Origin of the sequence: Gluconacetobacter liquefaciens, from assembly GCF_003350405.1 — a bacterium.
GTDB classification, from domain to species: Bacteria; Pseudomonadota; Alphaproteobacteria; order Acetobacterales; family Acetobacteraceae; genus Gluconacetobacter; species Gluconacetobacter liquefaciens.
This window is the reverse complement of sequence record NZ_QQAW01000005.1, coordinates 106,154-123,509: the sequence shown is the minus strand read 5'-3', so window position 1 is coordinate 123,509 and position 17,356 is coordinate 106,154. Positions and strand designations below refer to the sequence as shown.

The following is a 17,356-nucleotide window of genomic DNA, read 5'->3' as shown; positions in this document are numbered from 1 at the left end:
CCGTCCAGGGTGCGCCGCGACCCCGGCGTGCTAAGGCGCGGGGTCCGGACCAGGACGATCCATGCCCCGACATCGCACCGCCCGCGCTACGCAGATGCCGCCCGCCTGCGGCCCGGCCACCTGGACCAGCCGCGCCTGGCCCGCCCCTGCCGACCCGCGTGGCGCCGCCCTGCTGCGCGAGGATCTGGACGAACTGTGGCAGGAACACGCACTGGACCCGGACCTGCTGCAAGCCGAAGGGGTGTCGGCAATGCTGGCTGCGGTAGGCGGCAACAGCCCCTATCTGGCCGGGTTGATCCGGCGCGACGCCGTGCCGTTCGCCCGTCTGCTGGCCGAGGGGCCGGATGCGGGCATGGCGGCGGCATTGGACAGCATGGCGGCGCTGACCCCGCGCGACAGCCACGCCACAATCGCCACCACCCTGCGCGCCGCCAAGCGTCAGGCCGCGCTGGCCATCGCATTGGCCGATATCGGCAACCTGTGGACGCTGGAGCAGGTGACCCTCGCCCTCAGCCGACTGGCCGAAGGCGCGCTGGAAGCAGCGGTCAGACATCTGCTGCGGACGGCGCATGATAGCGGACAACTGGTTCTGCCGGACCCGAACTATCCGAGCCGGGGCAGCGGATTCGTCGTGCTGGCGATGGGGAAGCTGGGTGCGCGGGAACTGAACTACTCCTCGGATATCGACCTGATCGTGCTGTACGATCCCGATTGCCATCCGGGCCACGAGGATTTGCGCCGGATATTCATCCGCATGACTAGCGATCTTGTGAGCCTGATGGAAGCGCGCGATGCCGATGGCTACGTCTTCCGCACCGACCTGCGCCTGCGCCCGGACCCCTCGGCGACGCCGCCGGCAATCTCGTTTCCCGCCGCCATCGCCTATTACGAAAGCATGGGCCAGACCTGGGAACGGGCGGCGATGACCAAGGCCCGCCCGGTCGCCGGCGACATCAGTGCCGGCCGCCGCTTCCTGCGCGCGATCCACCCCTTCGTCTGGCGACGGCACCTCGATTTCGCGGTGATCGACGACCTGCACGACATGAAGGCGCGCATCGACCGCCACCGCAATGCCGGCCATACCGGCCTGTCGCGCCTGACCGACCGTACGGTGCATGATCCGGGACTGGCCCGCGACTGGCTGCTGGGCCACAACCTGAAACTGGGCCAGGGCGGTATCCGCGAAGTGGAGTTCGTCGCCCAGGCGCTGCAACTGGTCTGGGGCGGGCGGGAGCCCGAACTGCGCGACCCCACGACGCTGGGTGCGTTGCGGCGGCTGGTGCGCGCCGGCATTCTGCCCCGCCCGCAGGGCGAAAGCCTGGCCCGCACCTATCGTATGCTGCGCCGCGCCGAACATCGGTTGCAGATGCAGGCCGACCACCAGACCCACAGCCTGCCCGCGACGCGCGAGACCTTCAATATCTACGCGATCTTCATGCAGGAGGAGAGCGGTCGCGCCCTGGCGGCCATGATGCTGCCGATCATGCAGGAATCGCGCCGGATCTTCGAACGCCAGTTCGCCGAGCCCGAAGGCGCCGAAGCCTCGATCGACCCCGAGGCCGAGGACATGGCGGAGCATCTGCACAGCGCCGGCTTCGCGGAGGCCGACATTCCCGATGCGCTGGCCCTGCTGGGCCGATGGAGCGGCAATCGCCTGCGTGCCCTGCGCTCGGACCGCGCGCGCAGCCTGCTGCGCCGCCTGATGCCGGCCCTTCTCTCCAGCTTCGGCCAGCGTCGCGAGCCGTTGACCTGCCTGCGCCGGTTCGACGCCATGCTCTCCCGCCAATGGGCCGGGGTGCAGTTTCTCTCGCTGCTGGAGCGCAATCCGGCGCTGATCGGGCGCATTGCCACCATTCTCGACGGCTCGGCCTTCCTGGCCGACCATCTGGCGGAAACCCCGGCGGCGCTGGAAGGGCTGCTGGGCGGCATCGGCGACGACGAGACCGACGCACGCATCGCCGACCTGCCGCCCGCCCAGCTCGTGCGCCAGCATGTGGCGGCGGCGACCTCCACTGAGCAGCTTCTGCCCGTGCTGCGTACGCTGGTGCGTGGCGAGGAATTCCGCCTCTCCAGCGCCCGGCTGGAGCACCGCATGGACGTGGACAGCGCCAGCCGGGCCCGCACCGACATGGCTGACGCGGTGATTCGTGGCCTGCTGCGCACGGTCACCGCCGAGCATCGCGAACGCTATGGGCGCATCCCCGGCGGGGCGATGGTGGTGGTGGCACTGGGCAAGGCCGGGTCGCGCGAGATGATGCCCGGCTCGGACCTGGACCTGATGCTGATCTATGACCATCCGGCGGACGTGACCGAAAGTGTGGTCCCGTCGCGGAGTGCCGCCCAGGGGGGCGGGTTGCCACCGCGCCCGCTGCCCGTAGGGCAGTATTTCGTCCGGCTGGCCCATGCCTTCATCGCCGCACTGACCGCGCCGGGACCGGAAGGCCCGCTCTATGAGGTGGACATGCGCCTGCGTCCTTCCGGCTCCAAGGGGCCGGTGGCGCTGTCGCTGGACTCCTTCCGTCGCTACCATGCGGAAAGCGCCTGGACGTGGGAGCGCATGGCCCTGACCCGCGCGCGGGTGGTCGCCGGCGCGCCGCCGCTGGTCCGCGCCATGCGCGCCGCAATCGGCACCGCGCTGGATGGCACCCGCGCGCCCGCCGCGCGCCAGGCGATTCTGGACGATGCCAGCGCGATGCGTGCACGGATCGCGCGCGAATTGCCACCCGAAGGACCGTGGGATATTCGGCGCCGGCCCGGCGGCCTGATGGATGTGGAATTCATCGCGCAGACGCTGCAACTGGTCGCCGGTACCGCCGAGGCGCGCTCGCCCTGCACGCGGGAGGCGCTGCGTCTGCTGGCGCGCCATGGCGATCTGGCCCCAGCCGCGGAAAGCGTGCTGCTGCGGGCGGACCGGCTGTGGCGATCGGTACAGAGCATGCTGCGTATCCTGTTCGGCACCCGCCCCCCGACCGACCCCGCCACCATACCCGCCGCCACCAGCGATATCCTGCTGCGCGAAATCGGCGTGGCGTCGATGGACGAGGCGTTGGGTCTGATGGACGACCTCGCCCGATCGGTGCGCGCCCTGTTCGCGACACTGGTCGGCCCGGTCGAGGAGCCGGGGGAGCGCTTGCGGACACCGGCAAACCTATCAAAATAGAATAACCGCCCATGGCAGATCGCCCCGAACGGGGCCGAACGGAGACCCAATCCATGACCGAGACCCCGATTTTCCCCGCCATCGGCGCCCCGGTGCCGGATTTCGATATGCAGGCCAGCAAGGGGCGGCATGTCAGCCTGGCGGCCATGCGGGGCAAGCCGTTCATCCTGTATTTCTACCCCAAGGCCAGCACGCCAGGCTGCACCACCGAGGCATGCGGGTTCCAGGAGGCACTGGGCGCGCTGGGCAGCACCGGCATCCCCGTCATTGGCGTATCGCGGGACTCCATGAAGGCGATCGACAATTTCGCCACCAAGCAGAACCTCGCCTTTCCGCTGGCCTCTGACGCCATCGGCACGGTGACCGAAGCCTATGGCGTCTGGGTCGAGAAGACGCTGTATGGCCGCAAATATATGGGCATCGAACGGGCCACCTTCCTGATCGACGGCTCAGGCCGGGTCGCCCGCGTGTGGCGGAACGTCAAGGTGCCCGGCCATGTTGCCGAAGTGATGAAGGCGGCGTCCGAACTCTGATACCGGTCAATAGGCCGGATAGGCGTAACCGTACGGCTGCACATAGACCGGCGGGGGCGGTGGCGGCGGCGGAGGGGGCGGCGCATAAGCCTGTTCCGCAATCACCGTTCCGGCCGCGCCGATCAACGCCCCGCCGATGAGGCCGCCGACAAAGGCGCCGCCCATGCCGGGACCGCGACCATAATAGCCTCGACCACCCCAGCCTGGACCACGACCATAATAGCCCCCATGCCAGCCGCCACCGTGCCAGCCAGGGCCTGGGCCGGGACCGCCATATCCATGACCGCGCCATTGCGCGTGGGCCGCCGGGGCCGCGGCGGCAAGCCCCGCCGCCATCACCGGAACCACCAGCAGAAGCCGAGCCAGTTTATGCATGGCCGTACCCTTTCTTTCCGTGCAGGAACCGAACCATCCTGCATGAAAAGAAACACACCATGCCCTCATGGCGATTTACGGGCAGGTTTCGCCCCATTTCCGTCATGAAGTGAAGGGGACGGAAAGCGACGTTTCAGGGATGGGCCGCCTGGACGACCTTCAGTCCCGTCGGCACGGCAAAAATCGTGTCCGGCTGGGCATCATGGGTGACCTGCTCGGCACGCACCACGATCTGGTCGCCCTGCATGACCTGCAACATGTCGCCACCTTCGCTGTAGCAGACATCGCTGACCCGGCCGTCGCTGTCATGCGTATGCCAGACGGTGCAGCTCTCGCCGGCCACCAGCATGGTCTCGCCGCGTGCCCAGTTGCCCGCTGCCCGCTGCCCCGGCTCCGACAGGGCCGTACCGGGGGCCGGAATGACCGTGCGGGCATGGCGGGCCTGGTCGATCACCGTCAGGCTGCCCGCCCGATAATCGGTGATCATGTATGTGGCCGACCCTTCGGGGTCGACACGCTGCCGACGGGTGGCGGCCGACCAGCGCATGCGCTGGTGCTGCAACGGAATCGACGGATCGGGCGACGCCAGCGCGTAGCGTATATCGACATCCTGCTGCGGCGTGACGAACGGCGCATCTTCAGCCGCGCATACCGCCGATCCGGCAGGCTGGGCCAGAACCAGGACCAGACCAGCCAGCGCCAGACGGCGCACGTCCTCCCTCATTGGCCGGACTGCGCCGCCCCACCGGTGACGGGCTGGCCGCTGCCCACCGCGTGCGAGGGCGCGACCCGATGGCGCGTGACCATCTGATAGCCCTCGGGCGGCTGGAACGTGCTGGTCGGAAGAGGAGCATAAGTGACGCGCGTCGCTTCCAGCCGGCCCTTCATGCCGTCGCCATCCACCCCGTCCTCGCGCAGGATCACGCCGTCATCGGTGACGCAGGCGGTCGCCGTGCCCCGCCCCGACACCACGGCCCATTCGGTACAGGGCACGCCCGCGACCTGCGCCTTGCCCTTGCGGGTGAACTGCATCGACAGATCGAGCAGGAACGGGTTGCGGATGCCGTTATGGGCGTCGAACTGCGTATAGACCTTCTGTTTGTTCAGTACGATCGTGACCTGCCGCGTGGTGCGGTTGAGGATGGTCGAGCCCATGGCCTCGGGGCTGTCGATGCGCATCATGCCGCCATTGGCGGTGAACCAGGCCTCGATCGTCTTGGGGGCCGGCGCGCCGTCGGGCTGCACGGCATATTGTACCTGCACGTCGCGCGCGGGGGCCAGCGGCGGATGGTCCCCATCGCTCTGCGCCCGAGCGGGCTGAACCGCGATGGCCGTCATCAGGCTCACCGCCAGCGCGCCAGCCAGGCCCGCGCGCGCCCCTGTCGGATGGATCATGGTCCTGAATTCCTTCCTGCTTATTCCGAGTAATGCCCGACGACCCTATCCGCTTCCGTCGTCGGACGAAATTGCGCCTGCGTCGCTTCCGCCCCGCATGGCGATAATTTCATGACGGATCGCATCGCGCTCCAGGGGCGATGCTTCATCCGGCCAACGGGCCGGCAGGCGCAATGCGGTCGCCAGGTCCTTCTTGTAACGCCACGAGGGAATTTCGATCCCGCCGAACTGCGCCAGATGCTCGGTGCCGAACTGGGTGTCGAGCAACGTGAAGCCCCCGCACCGCAGCCGCGCGACCAGCGAGACCAGTGCCACCTTGGACGCATCGCGGGCACGGCTGAACATGCTCTCGCCGAAGAACGCACCACCGATCGCGACCCCGTAGAGACCGCCCACCAGGTGCCCGTCACACCAGCTTTCCACGCTATGGGCGTGGCCCTGCGCGTGCAGGTCGCAGAACAGGCGGACGATCCGCTCGTTGATCCATGTGTCCTCCCGCCCCGGCGCCGGGGCGGCGCAGGCGCGGATCGTTGCCTCGAAATCGCGGTCGGAGACGATCTCGAACCGGTCGGACAACACGGTACGCAGCAGCCGGCGCGGCGCATGAAACCCGTCGAGCGGCATGATCCCCCGCAATGCCGGATCGTACCATTCCAGCCGCGCCGACCGGGCATCGGGCGCCATTGGAAACAGGCCGATCGAATAGGCCTGGATCATGATCTCGGGGGTGATGTCCATGCCCTCGCCCATCGCATTTTCCCTCGTGCCGTGCCAAGCGGCTGGACACACACCGGCAATCGGTCGAAATTGTAATGGACGCCGGCTGCGCGGCACCCACGAAAAAGAGGTCGACCAATGTCCCGGATACGCCCCCGCCTGATCGTTTCCCAGCACCTGCTGGCCGCCGCCGACGCCCGCATCGCGCAGGACTATGACACGCCCCCCGCCCCGGACCACAAGCTGACGGAAGACGAACTGGTTGCCCAGGCCCAGGCATTCCGCCCCGATGCCGTGGTGGTGACCAGCAGCACGCCAGTCTCTGCCGCCACAGTCGCCGCCCTGCCCGACAGCGTGCGCGTGATCGCCACCATCAGCGTCGGCACCGACCATCTGGACATTCCCGCGATCCTTGCGCGCGGCATCACCCTGACCAACACGCCCGATGTGCTGACCGACTGCAATGCCGACATGGCGATGCTGCTGATCCTGGCCGCGTCACGCCGGGCGAAAGAATATCTCGCGCTGGTCGACTCGGGCTGGGGTCGGTCCCTGGGGCTGGACGAAATGCTGGGCACCCGCGTGACCGGCAAGACGCTGGGCATTATCGGCATGGGGCGCATCGGCCGGGCACTCGCCCGACGGGCGCGGGGCTTCGAGATGAAGGTTCTCTATTCCAACCGCCGCCGTCTGGCGCCGGACCAGGAAGAGGGTGCCACCTATTTTGCCGATCCGCGCGAGATGCTGCCGCATTGCGACGTATTGAGCCTGCATATGCCGGGCAGCAAGGACGGCAAGCCGGTGATGACGGCCGAACTGTTCGGCCTGCTGCCGCGCGGCGCCATCTTCGTCAACGCCGCACGCGGCAGCCTGGTGGATGAAGACGCGCTGATCGCGGCCCTGAAGGACGGGCAACTCGCCGGTGCCGGGCTGGATGTCTGCCGCAACGAACCGAACCCCGACCCGCGCCTGCTGGCCCTGCCCAACCTGTTCCTGACGCCACATGTGGGCAGTGCCACGGTGGAAACCCGCACCGACATGTGCATGCTGGCGCTGGATAATGTCGATGCGGTCCTTGCCGGCCGCCCGGCCCTGACCCCCGTCGCGGGATAATGACCATGCAGGCTGGCCAGACCTTCTTCCTCTCCTGCCTCGCGGGCTGCGCCGCGGCCATCGCCCTGGAACTGGCCATGCCGCATTACGCCGGCATGGCCCATACCCTCATCGGCTTCTATCTTCTGGGCGCCGTAATTGCGGCGACAAAAATGGCTGTCCGGCCCTGAAAATCTCCCGAGTCCCGGCTTCAGTCCGCTGACAGCGCCAGAGCATCGGCCGTGGCGGCGCCGTGGGCGAACAGGACCGCCTCGCGGATCTGCGCCGGTGCTGGGCGGATGCCAGTGTAGAGCACGAACTGTTCGATGGCCTGAAGCACGATGACTTCGGCACCGGAAATGACGGTTTTTCCGTGTGCGCGGGCCGCACGCAGAAATGGCGTCTCCGGTGGCTGGGCGACGACATCGAACGCGATGGCGCAGGCCTCGATCAGCGTTTCGGGGAAGGCCAGCGCCGTGCTGTCCGGTCCTTCCATCCCCAGCGGCGTGACGTTGACCAGCAGGGGCACCCCTTGGTCGGGCATGTCCGGGCGCCAGCGATAGCCGTATTCGTCGGCCAGCGTCCGCCCTGCCTCTTCATTGCGGGCCACGATCGTGCCGTCGGTGAAACCGCTGTCGCGCAGGGCCGCCACCACCGCGCGGGCCATGCCGCCGCTGCCGCGCAGCAGGAAGGGAGTCGCCGGGTCGATCTCTCGCCGGGCCAGCAGGCTCCGCGCCGCGATGTAATCGGTATTGTGGCCGACCAGCACACCGCCTTCGTTGACGATGGTATTGACGCTCTCGATCGCCCGGGCCGACGGCTCCAACCCGTCGATCAGCGGGATCACGGCTTCCTTGAACGGCATGGAAATCGCGCAGCCCCGGATGCCGAGCGCGCGGACGCCGCCGATCGCCGCCGGCAGATCGGTGGTGCTGAATGATTTGTAGATATAATCGAGGTCCAGCAGTTCATAGAGCCGGTTATGCAACCGCGACCCCGCATTGCCGGGCCGGCCCGACAGCGACATGCACAATTTCGTATCGCGACCAATCGGCGGTTTCATGTCCATCTTCTCCTGTTTTTTTGGATGGGGGCTTGCCGAGGCTGGCGCGCCACGCGTCATCCGGCTGATCCCCTGGCGATGAATCGCCCTGCCAGCACGACCCGACGCGTGACCTGATCGGCGTGGTCCAGCCGGTCGAGTAGCATCGTCACCGCGACGCGCCCGATTTCCTCGACCGGCTGCTCGATCACGCTCAACCCGCCGCCGACGAACTCCATCCAGGGCTCGTTGTCGAAGCTCGTAATCGCGATATCCTTGGGGATCGTCAGCCCCAGCGCATTGATGGCCCGCAGCACGCTCAGCAGCATCACGCCGTTGCTGACGATCAGCGCACCCGGCCGCCGCGATTCATCGGCGAGCAGATCGGTGACGATTCGCTCGGCCTCCGCACGCTCATGCGGCACCCGCACGGCATGCGCCGACAGGCCGAAATCGGCCATGGCGCGCTCGTAGCCGGCGCAGCGCTCATTGCCGGTGACGGTGGCGGTGCCGAACAGGCCGGTGATGCGGCGGTGCCCGCATGCGTGAAGGTGGGCGACGAGCCGTGCCGCCATGGCGCCGTTATCGAGCACCACGCTGTCGCATGCGCCGTCCGACGCCGCTCGGTCGATGAGGACGATCGGAAAATCGCTCTGGTACTGGGCGATGTTGTCCACGCCATGGCGTGTGGGGGCAAGGATGACGCCAGTGACGCGCTCCTCCTGCATCAATTGCAGATACATCGCCTCCTTCGCCGCGTCCTCGTCGGTATTGCTGAAGATGACGCGCAGGCCGTGCTCGTAGGCGATGCCTTCGACCATCCGGGCCACGGCGGTGAAGAACGGGTTGCGGATATCGGCGACGATCAGGCCGATGGTGTTGGAGTGGCGCGAACGCAGGCGCCGGGCCGCGAGATTGGGCCGGTAGCCCGTCTCGCGCACCGCCGCGACCACCCGGTCGCGCATCGCCGGGTCGACCGCGCGACCGGCCAGCACGCGCGAAACCGTGGCCGGAGAGACCGCCGCCACCCGCGCAACATCCTTGATTCCGACGCTCATCGAGAAATCGTTCTCTCTCCACATACCATGCGAAAATGGCCTACACGGGAAGATGCTCTGCCAATGGCATCCTTCTCCTATACCTGTCTATTGACAATAGGTGGAGAGAACGTTTTCTCTACCCGAAAAACAAGAATGGAGAGGCGCGCCGCATGCTCCCCACCCCTATCGGCCCTGCGGTCGAAACCCTGATCCGGATTGATGCCCGCGCGGCGGACAAGGAGGATGCCATTCGGCAGGCCGGGCAATTGCTCGTGGCCGCTGGCTGCGTGGTCCCCGGTTACGAGGACAGCATGATCCGGCGCGAACAGGTGGCCAACACCTATCTCGGCTCCGGCGTCGCCATTCCGCACGGCACCGGCGAGGACAAGGGGCTGGTGCGCAGCGACGGCATCGTGGTGCTGCAATTCGTCGATGGCATCGAATGGAATCCCGGACAGGTCGCGCATCTGGTGGTCGGCATCGCCGCCGGGTCCGACAGCCATATTGCGATCCTGCGGCGCCTGACGCGCCTGATCCAGAACGAGGCCCGCCTGCGCGAATTGATCGCCACGCGCGACCCGGAGGTGATTGCCGCCGCCCTGCGCGACGAAGCACCGGCCCCCGCCGCCTCCGGCACGGCGGAGGATTATCCCGAGCGCATCGAATGGATTGTCGATTATCCGGCCGGTCTGCACGCGCGCCCGGCGTCCACATGGTCCGAAACCGCGAAGAGCGCCGGCAGCCCGCTGCGGGTGCGGCATGGCGGGGAAGCCGCCGATCCGCGCAGTCTGGTCGCCCTGCTGCAACTGGGCCTGAAGGCCGGGGATACCATCGTGATCTCGGCCGCCGGCGCCAATGCGCGTGCGGCGCTGGAACGGTTCCACGGTGTCGTTACCCGCCTGACCGTGCAGGAAAAGGCCGATGCCGCACGCGCCGCCGAAAAGGCGGAGGCGGCAGCCCGCAAGGGGCCGCTGAAAGGCTGGACGCCGGCCGGCAGCACCCCGCGCCTGATCTCGGGCGTCGCGGCCAGCCCTGGTCTGGCCATCGGCAAGATCCATATCCTTGCCGCTGCCGAAGCGGACGTTCCGGACGAACCCGTGGACCTGGTGGCCGGCGGCGCGCTGCTCAATGGCGCGCTGGTGCGCACACGCGCGCAGATGGCGGGGCTGATCGACGACACGACACGCCGTCTGGGGGCCGGAGACGCGGCCATCTTCATCGCGCAGGCGGGACTGCTGGACGATACCGACCTGATCACGCTGACCTGCCAGATCATGGTCGAGGGGCATGGCGTCGCATGGTCCTGGCATCAGGCCGTGGAACAGATGGCGGCGAAGCTGTCTTCGCTCGGCAACCCGGTGCTGGCCGCGCGGGCGGCGGACCTGCGCGATGTCGGGCGCCGGGTGCTGGCGCAGATCGACCCCGATCTGGGCACCGGCACGCTTGACGACCTGCCGGAGGAACCCTGCATTCTGGTGGCCGGCGACCTGTCGCCCTCCGACACCGCGACGCTGGATATCAGTCGCGTGGCTGGCATTGCGACCGCGCTGGGCGGCCCGACATCGCACAGTGCAATCCTGGCGCGCACGCTGGGCCTGCCCTCGGTGGTAGCCGGCGGCCCCGGATTGCTGGCCCTGCCCCCTGGCGCCACGGCGATCGTCGATGGCGATACCGGGCGCGTCTGGCTGGACCCGAGCGCGGCCGACCTGGATTCGGCCCGCGCATGGCTGGCAGAACGTGCCCGCCTGCGCGCGGCGGAGGAAGAGAAGCGCGCCAACCCGGCCGAGACGACGGACGGCCATCGCGTGGCGATCGGCGCCAACGTCAACCGGCCCGACCAGGTGGCGTTCTGCCTGTCGCAGGGGGCCGAGGGCGTGGGCCTGATGCGGACCGAGTTCCTGTTCCTCGAACGCGGGGAGACGCCGAGCGAGGAGGAGCAATACGCCGTCTATCGCGAGATGATCGCGGCACTGGGCGATCGCCCGCTGATCGTGCGCACGCTCGATATCGGCGGCGACAAGCAAGTGCCGCATCTGGACCTGCCCCACGAGGACAATCCATTCCTGGGCGTGCGCGGCGCGCGGCTGCTGTTGCGCCGGCCGGACCTGCTCGACCCGCAATTGCGCGCGCTCTATCGGGCGGCGAAGGCGGGCGGGGAATTGCTGATCATGTTCCCGATGATCACGTCGGTGCCCGAGTTGCTCGCGCTGCGGCAGCGGTGCGAGGCCATCCGTGTGGAACTGGACGCGCCGGTCGTGCCGGTCGGCATCATGGTCGAAGTGCCGGCGGCGGCAGTGCAGGCCCATATCCTGGCCGAACATGCCGATTTCTTCTCGATCGGCACCAACGACCTGACGCAATACACGCTGGCCATCGACCGGCAGAATCCGGAGCTGGCCAGCGAGGCCGACAGCCTGCACCCCGCCGTGCTGAACCTGATCGCGCAGACGGTGGCGGGTGCACGGCGCCATGGCCGCTGGGTGGGCGTATGCGGCGGGCTGGCGGGCGATCCGTTCGGTGCGGCCCTGCTGACCGGGCTGGGCGTCGATGAACTGTCGATGACGCCGCGCGACATTCCCGCCGTGAAGGCGCGGATTCGCGGCACCGACCTCGCCACCCTGCGCACCCTCGCCGCGCGGGCGCTGGAAGCCGGAACACCCGATGCAGTGCGCGCGCTGGATGGCGCGCCCGATGGAAAGGACGTGTGATGCGCGTAGCCACCGTCACCTTCAACCCGGCGATCGACCAGACCATCACGGTCGATCATCTGATCCCCGGCGAAGTGCATCGCGCGCGTGCCGTGCGGCAGAATGCGGGCGGCAAGGGCGTGAACGTCGCCAGTTGCCTGGCCGACTGGGGCATCCCTGTCACCGCGTTCGGGCTGCTGGGCAGCGAGAATGCCGCGCTGTTCGAGGCGCTGTGCGCGGAAAAGACGATCGCCGACCGTTTCCTGCGTATTCCCGGTGCCACCCGCGTCAATCTCAAGATCGTGGATGACCAGGACACCACCGACATCAATATGGGGGGGGCCGCCGTCGATGCGCCTGCCCTGGAAAAACAGATCGAGCAGGTGGAGGCCTTCGCCGGCAGCGACAGCCTGATCGTGCTCTCGGGCAGCCTGCCGCCGGGATGCCCGCCCGGCCTCTATGCCGAACTGATCGCCCGGCTGCGCGGCAGGGGCGCGCGCGTGCTGCTGGACACCAGCGGCCTGCCGCTGCTGCTGGCGCTCCAGGGCAAGACCTTACCCAACATCATCAAGCCGAACCTGCGGGAACTGGCGGACTGGGCGGGCGAACCCGTGGAAACGGCGGAGGATGCGCTGCGCATCGCGGCCCGGCTGGCCGCGAAAGGCGTGGAACTGGTCGTGGTCTCGATGGGAGCACAGGGTGCGCTGTTCCTGTCCCATTCAGGTGCCCTGACCGCACGGTTACGGGCCGAAGGCGTGACCAGCACGGTCGGTGCGGGCGATGCCATGGTTGCAGGACTGGTCGCCGCCCTGTCCGAAGCAGCGGAGCTGGAGGAGATCGCACGCCTGTCCACCGCCTTCGCGGTCGGCAAACTGGGCCTCGCGGGCCCGAATCTTCCGGATCGGGACACGATCCGGACCCTGATGGGACAGGTGACGATCGCATCAGCCGGACGCGCAGAAGCCGGCGGGGCGGGAGAGACGACATGAAACACATCCTGGCCGTGATCCAGGCCGGCGAAGAGAGCGTGACGGGCGTTCTCGCCGGCGAGGCGCTGCGTCGCGCGGGGCGCGAAACCGGCCGCACGCTGGATATCGAGATCCGCACCACGCAGGGAATCCTCAATCCCCTGCCCGACGGCGCGCCGGGCAAGGAAGACGTGCTGCTGCTGGTCGGCACCAATGCCCCGACCGATGACGCGCTGGCCGCGCGGGCTGACCGTCACCTGACGCTGGAAGCCGTGCTGGCCGATCCGGGCCGGGCCCTTGCGGCGCTGGATGATACGCGCGGCACCGCATCACCGAAAACCCGCGTGCCGCGCATCGTCGCCGTGACATCCTGCCCGACCGGCATCGCCCATACGTTCATGGCGGCCGAAGGCTTGCAGGAGGCTGCGCGCCAGTTGGGCTACACGCTGCGCGTCGAAACCCAGGGCTCGGTCGGAGCCGGCAACCCGTTGACCGATGCGGAAATCGCCGAGGCCGATCTGGTGCTGATCGCAGCCGACCGGGAGGTGGATCGCAGCCGCTTCGGCGGCAAGCGCGTCTACGTCACCGGAGCCAAGCCGGCCATTACCGGCGGTGCCGCCGTCATAAGCAAGGCTCTGGCCGAGGCGACGGTGCAGCCCGTGGCCGACGGTGGATCTTCCGCATCCCGGCCGGCCGGCAAAGGTGAACGGGCCGGCCCCTACAAGCACCTGATGACCGGCGTATCGTTCATGCTGCCTTTCGTCGTGTCCGGCGGCCTGCTGATCGCGCTAGCCTTCGCACTGGGCGGTATCCATGCCAGCGATGCAGCCTCGGCCGGAACGCTGGCCCATACCCTGTTCACCATCGGCTCCAAAGCCGCCTTCGCGCTGATGGTGCCGGCGCTGGCGGGCTACATCGCCTTTTCGGTGGCCGATCGACCGGGGCTGGCGCCGGGCATGATCGGCGGGCTGCTCGCCGCCAATGTCGATGCCGGTTTTCTCGGCGGCATCGCGGCCGGATTCATCGCGGGTTACGCGGTGGAGGGGCTCAACCGGCTGATCCGCCTGCCGCGTACCCTGCAAGGGTTGAAGCCCATCCTGATCCTGCCGCTGCTGGGCACGCTGATCACCGGCCTGCTGACGGTCTATGCGATCGGCGGCCCGGTCGCCGCACTGATGGCCTTTCTCACCGACTGGCTGCGCGGCATGCAGGGCTCCAGCGCGCTGCTGCTGGGGTTGATCCTGGGGGCGATGTCGGCCTTCGACATGGGCGGCCCGGTGAACAAGGCCGGCTATGCCTTCTCGGTCGGATTGATTGCGAGTGCGGTCTATACGCCCATGGCGGCGACGATGGTGGCCGGGATGGTACCGCCCCTGGCGGCGGCGCTGGCGACACGGCTGTTCCGCGCGCGCTTCACGACCGAGGAACGCGAGGCCGGCGCCACGGCGGCGGTGCTGGGGCTGGCCTTCATTACCGAAGGCGCCATTCCCTTCGCCGCCCGTGACCCTTTACGGATGATCCCTGCCCTGATGGCGGGATCGGCCACCGCCGGCGCGATCACCATGGTCTCGGGCGTGGAACTGAAGGTGCCGCATGGCGGCGTCTTCGTGCTGCCCATTCCTGGCGCCGTCACGCACCTGGGCGCCTATGTGGTGGCGCTGCTGGCCGGCACGGTCGTCAGTGCCGTGCTGATCGGCCTGCTGATGCGCCCGCCCGCAAAAGGCGAAGCGCTGGCCTGACGCCGGCCGGGTCTACGGGGCGCCGGCCGGTCAGAATGGCTGGCTGGCGCCCGTCATGGTGGCGCGCAGAGATTCGGCAGTGCGCCGCACTTCCGGCCCATGCTCGCGCTCCAGGCGCCGGATGGTGAAATGGGCGCGGGCCAGGGCGCGATAATGCGCCAGGAACGCCACGTTGAGCGACGCCCCGCACAGGGCGCCCGCGACCGGCATCATCTGCACCGCCAGCTTGCGCGACAGGCCCAACCCGTAATGGGACGCCACCTCGGACACCAGCATCACCACCGGCCGCCCGCGCAGCATGGCCCGCGCCGAGAAATAGCCCAGTTCGCTCTCGTCGTCCGAGGCCCCGACCGGGAAGGCGCGCAGCGCGAACACTTCCAGACAGGCGCGCCTGGCATCCTGGGAGGAAAGATCCTCGCCTTCCTCGCGGGCAATGCGTGCGATCTCACGCATGATGGCCATGGTGGTGAAGGTGATATCGGGCAGCAGGCCGGCCAGGCCGGCAAAGCCGCCGACAGCACCCGAGACCGTCACCGCAGCCTGCAGGGCCGGCCCCCGCCAAGCGGGCGTGGCGAGAGGCGCCGAGGCAACGGACACCGAAGAAGAAAGAGCGGCGGACGCCGGCGATGACGAGTCGGGGACCACCTGCTCACCCTTGAGAGGCGTCATGCCGACGATTGCGACATCAAAAGCGCGTGAAATAGCGGTCTCGGCGATTCCCTTGAGCTTGGCCTGCATGGTGGGCGCCATGCCAAGGCCACGCATGCCCAGCAGCGCCGCCTGACCCACGGCCCCGCCCATCAGGTCCGCCAGCCGCACCAGCACGCCGCGGCCCGATTCGACCTTTTCCAGCGCCCGCTGCAGTTCGGCGATCGCCGGGGCGTCCAGGACCATTGGAGCGATCTCGCCCCCGGTTTGAATGGTCATTCCCCAACCCTCCTGCCGATCATGCGCCCCCGCTCGCCCGGATGGGCGGAACGACGGCCAATAGATGATGCCCCACCGGTAACGGCGGGCGTCGCTTTATCAAGCATATTACCCCTCTCGCAAATCAGCCGTCACGCCGTATATGGTTCGTGACGCAGGGCCGCCATGTCCATGCCGGGAGAGGACGAACCGGTCACAGCCCAGGTACAGTCCGAACGCAAGGAGAACCCCTATGGATGCGAAGAAGGCCACACGGCCCGCCATGTGGCCAATGCGCCTCAGCCTGCTTTCCTGCACCGGCATGGCCCTCGTGGCGGGCTGGAGCTTGCTGGCAACCACACCGGGCGCCGAGGCCGCACCGCACCACGCCACGTCGGCGCCCGCGACCGGCAGCCTGAATGCGCCGGTTGCCGCGTCGCTGGAGCCGGTCGATAGCCGCCACAATCCGACTGTCGATCCGGACAATCCCCCGCCCCCGCCACCGCCCGACGGCTATCAGGTGGTAGAGGACGAGGACGTGACCGCCCGGACCTTCAGCCCGGAGATCGCTGCCCTCCACGGCCCCGGCCTGCCATCGATCGAGGCCCGTCAGACGCCGCGCAATTCCAACGACGTCCCGTCGCATTTCAGCGTCTTCGACGTGCCGGTGAAGTTCAACGCCCCGGTGCAGCCAGCCTATAACGCATCCTTTACCTATTCGACCTATGCGGGCCAGCCGGGTCGCGGCATCCAGGCCATCGGTGCGGAGGGCGCGGCCGGCGAGCCATGACGGCCCGCCAACCAGCCGAGAACGCAGAAAAGCCCGGAAAGCAGACTTAATCCCCTGCCCAGCCCCCCATGCGGCACAGATGCGCCCAATGCGTATCGGACACCGGCACGACCGAGAGGCGCGACTGACGGACCAGCGCCAGGTCGGCGAGGTCGGCATCGGCCTTGATCGCCGCAAGGGTGACCGGGTGCGGCATCGGCCCTACCGCGCGGACATCGACGCAGACCCAGCCACCATCGGTGGCCGTGGGGTCGGGGTAGGCTTCGCGCACGATCTCGACCACGCCCACGATCTCGCGGCCGATATTCGAATGATAGAAGAAGGCGCGGTCGCCCTTCGCCATCGCCATCAGGTTGCGCTTGGCCTGATGATTGCGCACGCCCGTCCAGGGCTCGACGCCGTTGGCCACCTGCTGGTCCCACGAAAAGGCGTCGGGTTCGGATTTCACAAGCCAGTATGCCATCCGCTATTCCACCAGCGCGCCGTCGCGGAAGACCGGGCGGAAGGGGCGGATCACCACGCTTTCGAACACGTCGGCCTTGGCATACGGGTCACTGGCGGCGAAGCCTTCGGCCGTCGCGCGATCCGCCACGTCGATCAGCAGCATGCTGCCGCAGGGCCGCCCGTCGGCGCCCATCAGCGGACCACCCTGGATAATTCTGTCCTGATAGGCCTGGAGATAGGCCAGATGCTGCGGCCGCGTGGCGAGGCGCGTTTCCAGCGCCCCTGGCTTGTCGGTGCAGATAATGGCGAACAGCATGGAAAATCTCCCTCCGGAAATCGCGGGCCGGGCCGAGATGTGAACAACGCTCCATGGTTCCGGCGCGGGCCGTGCCTTTCTTCGCATGTTCGTGTAGGAACGGAAAGCGAAACGCCCCCGCCGTCGCCAGACGGACGCACAGACAGACAGGA

17 protein-coding genes are annotated in these 17,356 nt (G+C 68.2%); 8 read left to right on the top strand and 9 right to left on the bottom strand.

Going from position 1 to position 17,356, the window contains the following annotated elements; translation table 11 throughout:
* Nucleotides 1-61 precede the first annotated feature (61 nt).
* Nucleotides 62-3,160 carry a bifunctional [glutamine synthetase] adenylyltransferase/[glutamine synthetase]-adenylyl-L-tyrosine phosphorylase gene (locus C7453_RS10365; protein ID WP_114727474.1) on the top strand — a complete coding sequence of 1,033 codons (3,099 nt, stop codon included), beginning with the start codon at nucleotides 62-64 and terminating at the stop codon, nucleotides 3,158-3,160.
* A gap of 53 nt (nucleotides 3,161-3,213) precedes the next feature.
* Nucleotides 3,214-3,693: a peroxiredoxin gene (locus C7453_RS10360; protein ID WP_114727473.1), complete on the top strand. Its 480-nt coding sequence runs from the start codon at nucleotides 3,214-3,216 to the stop codon at nucleotides 3,691-3,693.
* 6 nt (nucleotides 3,694-3,699) lie between these two features.
* Here C7453_RS10360 and C7453_RS10355 read toward each other — a convergent pair whose 3' ends face one another.
* From C7453_RS10355 to aat, 4 genes are all read right to left on the bottom strand, one after another.
* Entirely contained in the window at nucleotides 3,700-4,068 is a 369-nt protein-coding gene (locus C7453_RS10355; protein WP_114727472.1) for a hypothetical protein, read from the bottom strand.
* Nucleotides 4,069-4,201: 133 nt separating this feature from the next.
* Entirely contained in the window at nucleotides 4,202-4,792 is a 591-nt protein-coding gene (locus C7453_RS10350; RefSeq protein ID WP_114727471.1) for a hypothetical protein, read from the bottom strand.
* Nucleotides 4,789-5,463, bottom strand: a complete 675-nt coding sequence (locus C7453_RS10345) for a DUF4412 domain-containing protein (protein ID WP_114727470.1) — start codon at nucleotides 5,461-5,463, stop codon at nucleotides 4,789-4,791. Before C7453_RS10345 ends, C7453_RS10350 begins: the two co-directional genes overlap by 4 nt.
* Before the next feature lie 45 nt (nucleotides 5,464-5,508).
* Nucleotides 5,509-6,213, bottom strand: coding sequence for a leucyl/phenylalanyl-tRNA--protein transferase (gene aat / locus C7453_RS10340; RefSeq protein ID WP_114727469.1), 705 nt, complete (start codon nucleotides 6,211-6,213; stop codon nucleotides 5,509-5,511).
* 105 nt (nucleotides 6,214-6,318) lie between these two features.
* Here aat and C7453_RS10335 point away from each other — a divergent pair, with 105 nt between their 5' ends.
* The gene (locus tag C7453_RS10335) at nucleotides 6,319-7,293 is read left to right on the top strand and encodes a 2-hydroxyacid dehydrogenase (RefSeq protein ID WP_114727468.1); all 975 of its coding nucleotides are present in this window, start codon (nucleotides 6,319-6,321) and stop codon (nucleotides 7,291-7,293) included.
* Between the two features lie 5 nt (nucleotides 7,294-7,298).
* Nucleotides 7,299-7,463, top strand: coding sequence for a hypothetical protein (locus C7453_RS18950; RefSeq protein ID WP_170143193.1), 165 nt, complete (start codon nucleotides 7,299-7,301; stop codon nucleotides 7,461-7,463).
* A gap of 20 nt (nucleotides 7,464-7,483) precedes the next feature.
* On the opposite strand, the gene C7453_RS10330 is transcribed toward C7453_RS18950, so the two are convergent.
* Together C7453_RS10330 and C7453_RS10325 are read right to left on the bottom strand one after the other, a co-directional pair.
* Nucleotides 7,484-8,335: a shikimate 5-dehydrogenase gene (locus C7453_RS10330; protein WP_114727467.1), complete on the bottom strand. Its 852-nt coding sequence runs from the start codon at nucleotides 8,333-8,335 to the stop codon at nucleotides 7,484-7,486.
* A 56-nt stretch (nucleotides 8,336-8,391) separates the two neighbouring features.
* The gene (locus C7453_RS10325; protein WP_114727466.1) at nucleotides 8,392-9,372 is read right to left on the bottom strand and encodes a LacI family DNA-binding transcriptional regulator; all 981 of its coding nucleotides are present in this window, start codon (nucleotides 9,370-9,372) and stop codon (nucleotides 8,392-8,394) included.
* Between the two features lie 152 nt (nucleotides 9,373-9,524).
* Here C7453_RS10325 and ptsP point away from each other — a divergent pair, with 152 nt between their 5' ends.
* The 3 genes from ptsP to C7453_RS10310 are packed head-to-tail and all read left to right on the top strand — an operon-like array spanning nucleotide 9,525 to nucleotide 14,748.
* Nucleotides 9,525-12,062 (top strand): phosphoenolpyruvate--protein phosphotransferase, encoded by a 2,538-nt coding sequence (gene ptsP / locus C7453_RS10320; RefSeq protein ID WP_114727465.1) that lies wholly within the window; start codon nucleotides 9,525-9,527, stop codon nucleotides 12,060-12,062.
* A complete protein-coding gene (gene pfkB / locus C7453_RS10315; protein WP_114727464.1) occupies nucleotides 12,062-13,030 on the top strand; it encodes a 1-phosphofructokinase in 969 nt (322 codons plus the stop codon). Before ptsP ends, pfkB begins: the two co-directional genes overlap by 1 nt.
* The gene (locus C7453_RS10310; RefSeq protein WP_114727463.1) at nucleotides 13,027-14,748 is read left to right on the top strand and encodes a PTS fructose transporter subunit IIC; all 1,722 of its coding nucleotides are present in this window, start codon (nucleotides 13,027-13,029) and stop codon (nucleotides 14,746-14,748) included. Before pfkB ends, C7453_RS10310 begins: the two co-directional genes overlap by 4 nt.
* 30 nt (nucleotides 14,749-14,778) lie before the next feature.
* Here the strand turns inward: C7453_RS10310 and C7453_RS10305 are convergent, their stop codons facing one another.
* Nucleotides 14,779-15,675 (bottom strand): EcsC family protein, encoded by an 897-nt coding sequence (locus C7453_RS10305; protein ID WP_114727462.1) that lies wholly within the window; start codon nucleotides 15,673-15,675, stop codon nucleotides 14,779-14,781.
* A gap of 232 nt (nucleotides 15,676-15,907) precedes the next feature.
* On the opposite strand from C7453_RS10305, the gene C7453_RS10300 reads away from it, so the two are divergent.
* The gene (locus tag C7453_RS10300; protein ID WP_174787944.1) at nucleotides 15,908-16,444 is read left to right on the top strand and encodes a hypothetical protein; all 537 of its coding nucleotides are present in this window, start codon (nucleotides 15,908-15,910) and stop codon (nucleotides 16,442-16,444) included.
* 46 nt (nucleotides 16,445-16,490) lie between these two features.
* On the opposite strand, the gene C7453_RS10295 is transcribed toward C7453_RS10300, so the two are convergent.
* On the bottom strand, nucleotides 16,491-16,907 hold the full coding sequence (locus tag C7453_RS10295; protein WP_114727461.1) for an EVE domain-containing protein: 417 nt from the start codon (nucleotides 16,905-16,907) through the stop codon (nucleotides 16,491-16,493).
* A gap of 3 nt (nucleotides 16,908-16,910) precedes the next feature.
* Complete coding sequence (locus C7453_RS10290) at nucleotides 16,911-17,204, bottom strand: YciI family protein (protein ID WP_114727460.1); 294 nt, start codon at nucleotides 17,202-17,204, stop codon at nucleotides 16,911-16,913.
* Nucleotides 17,205-17,356: the final 152 nt, after the last annotated feature.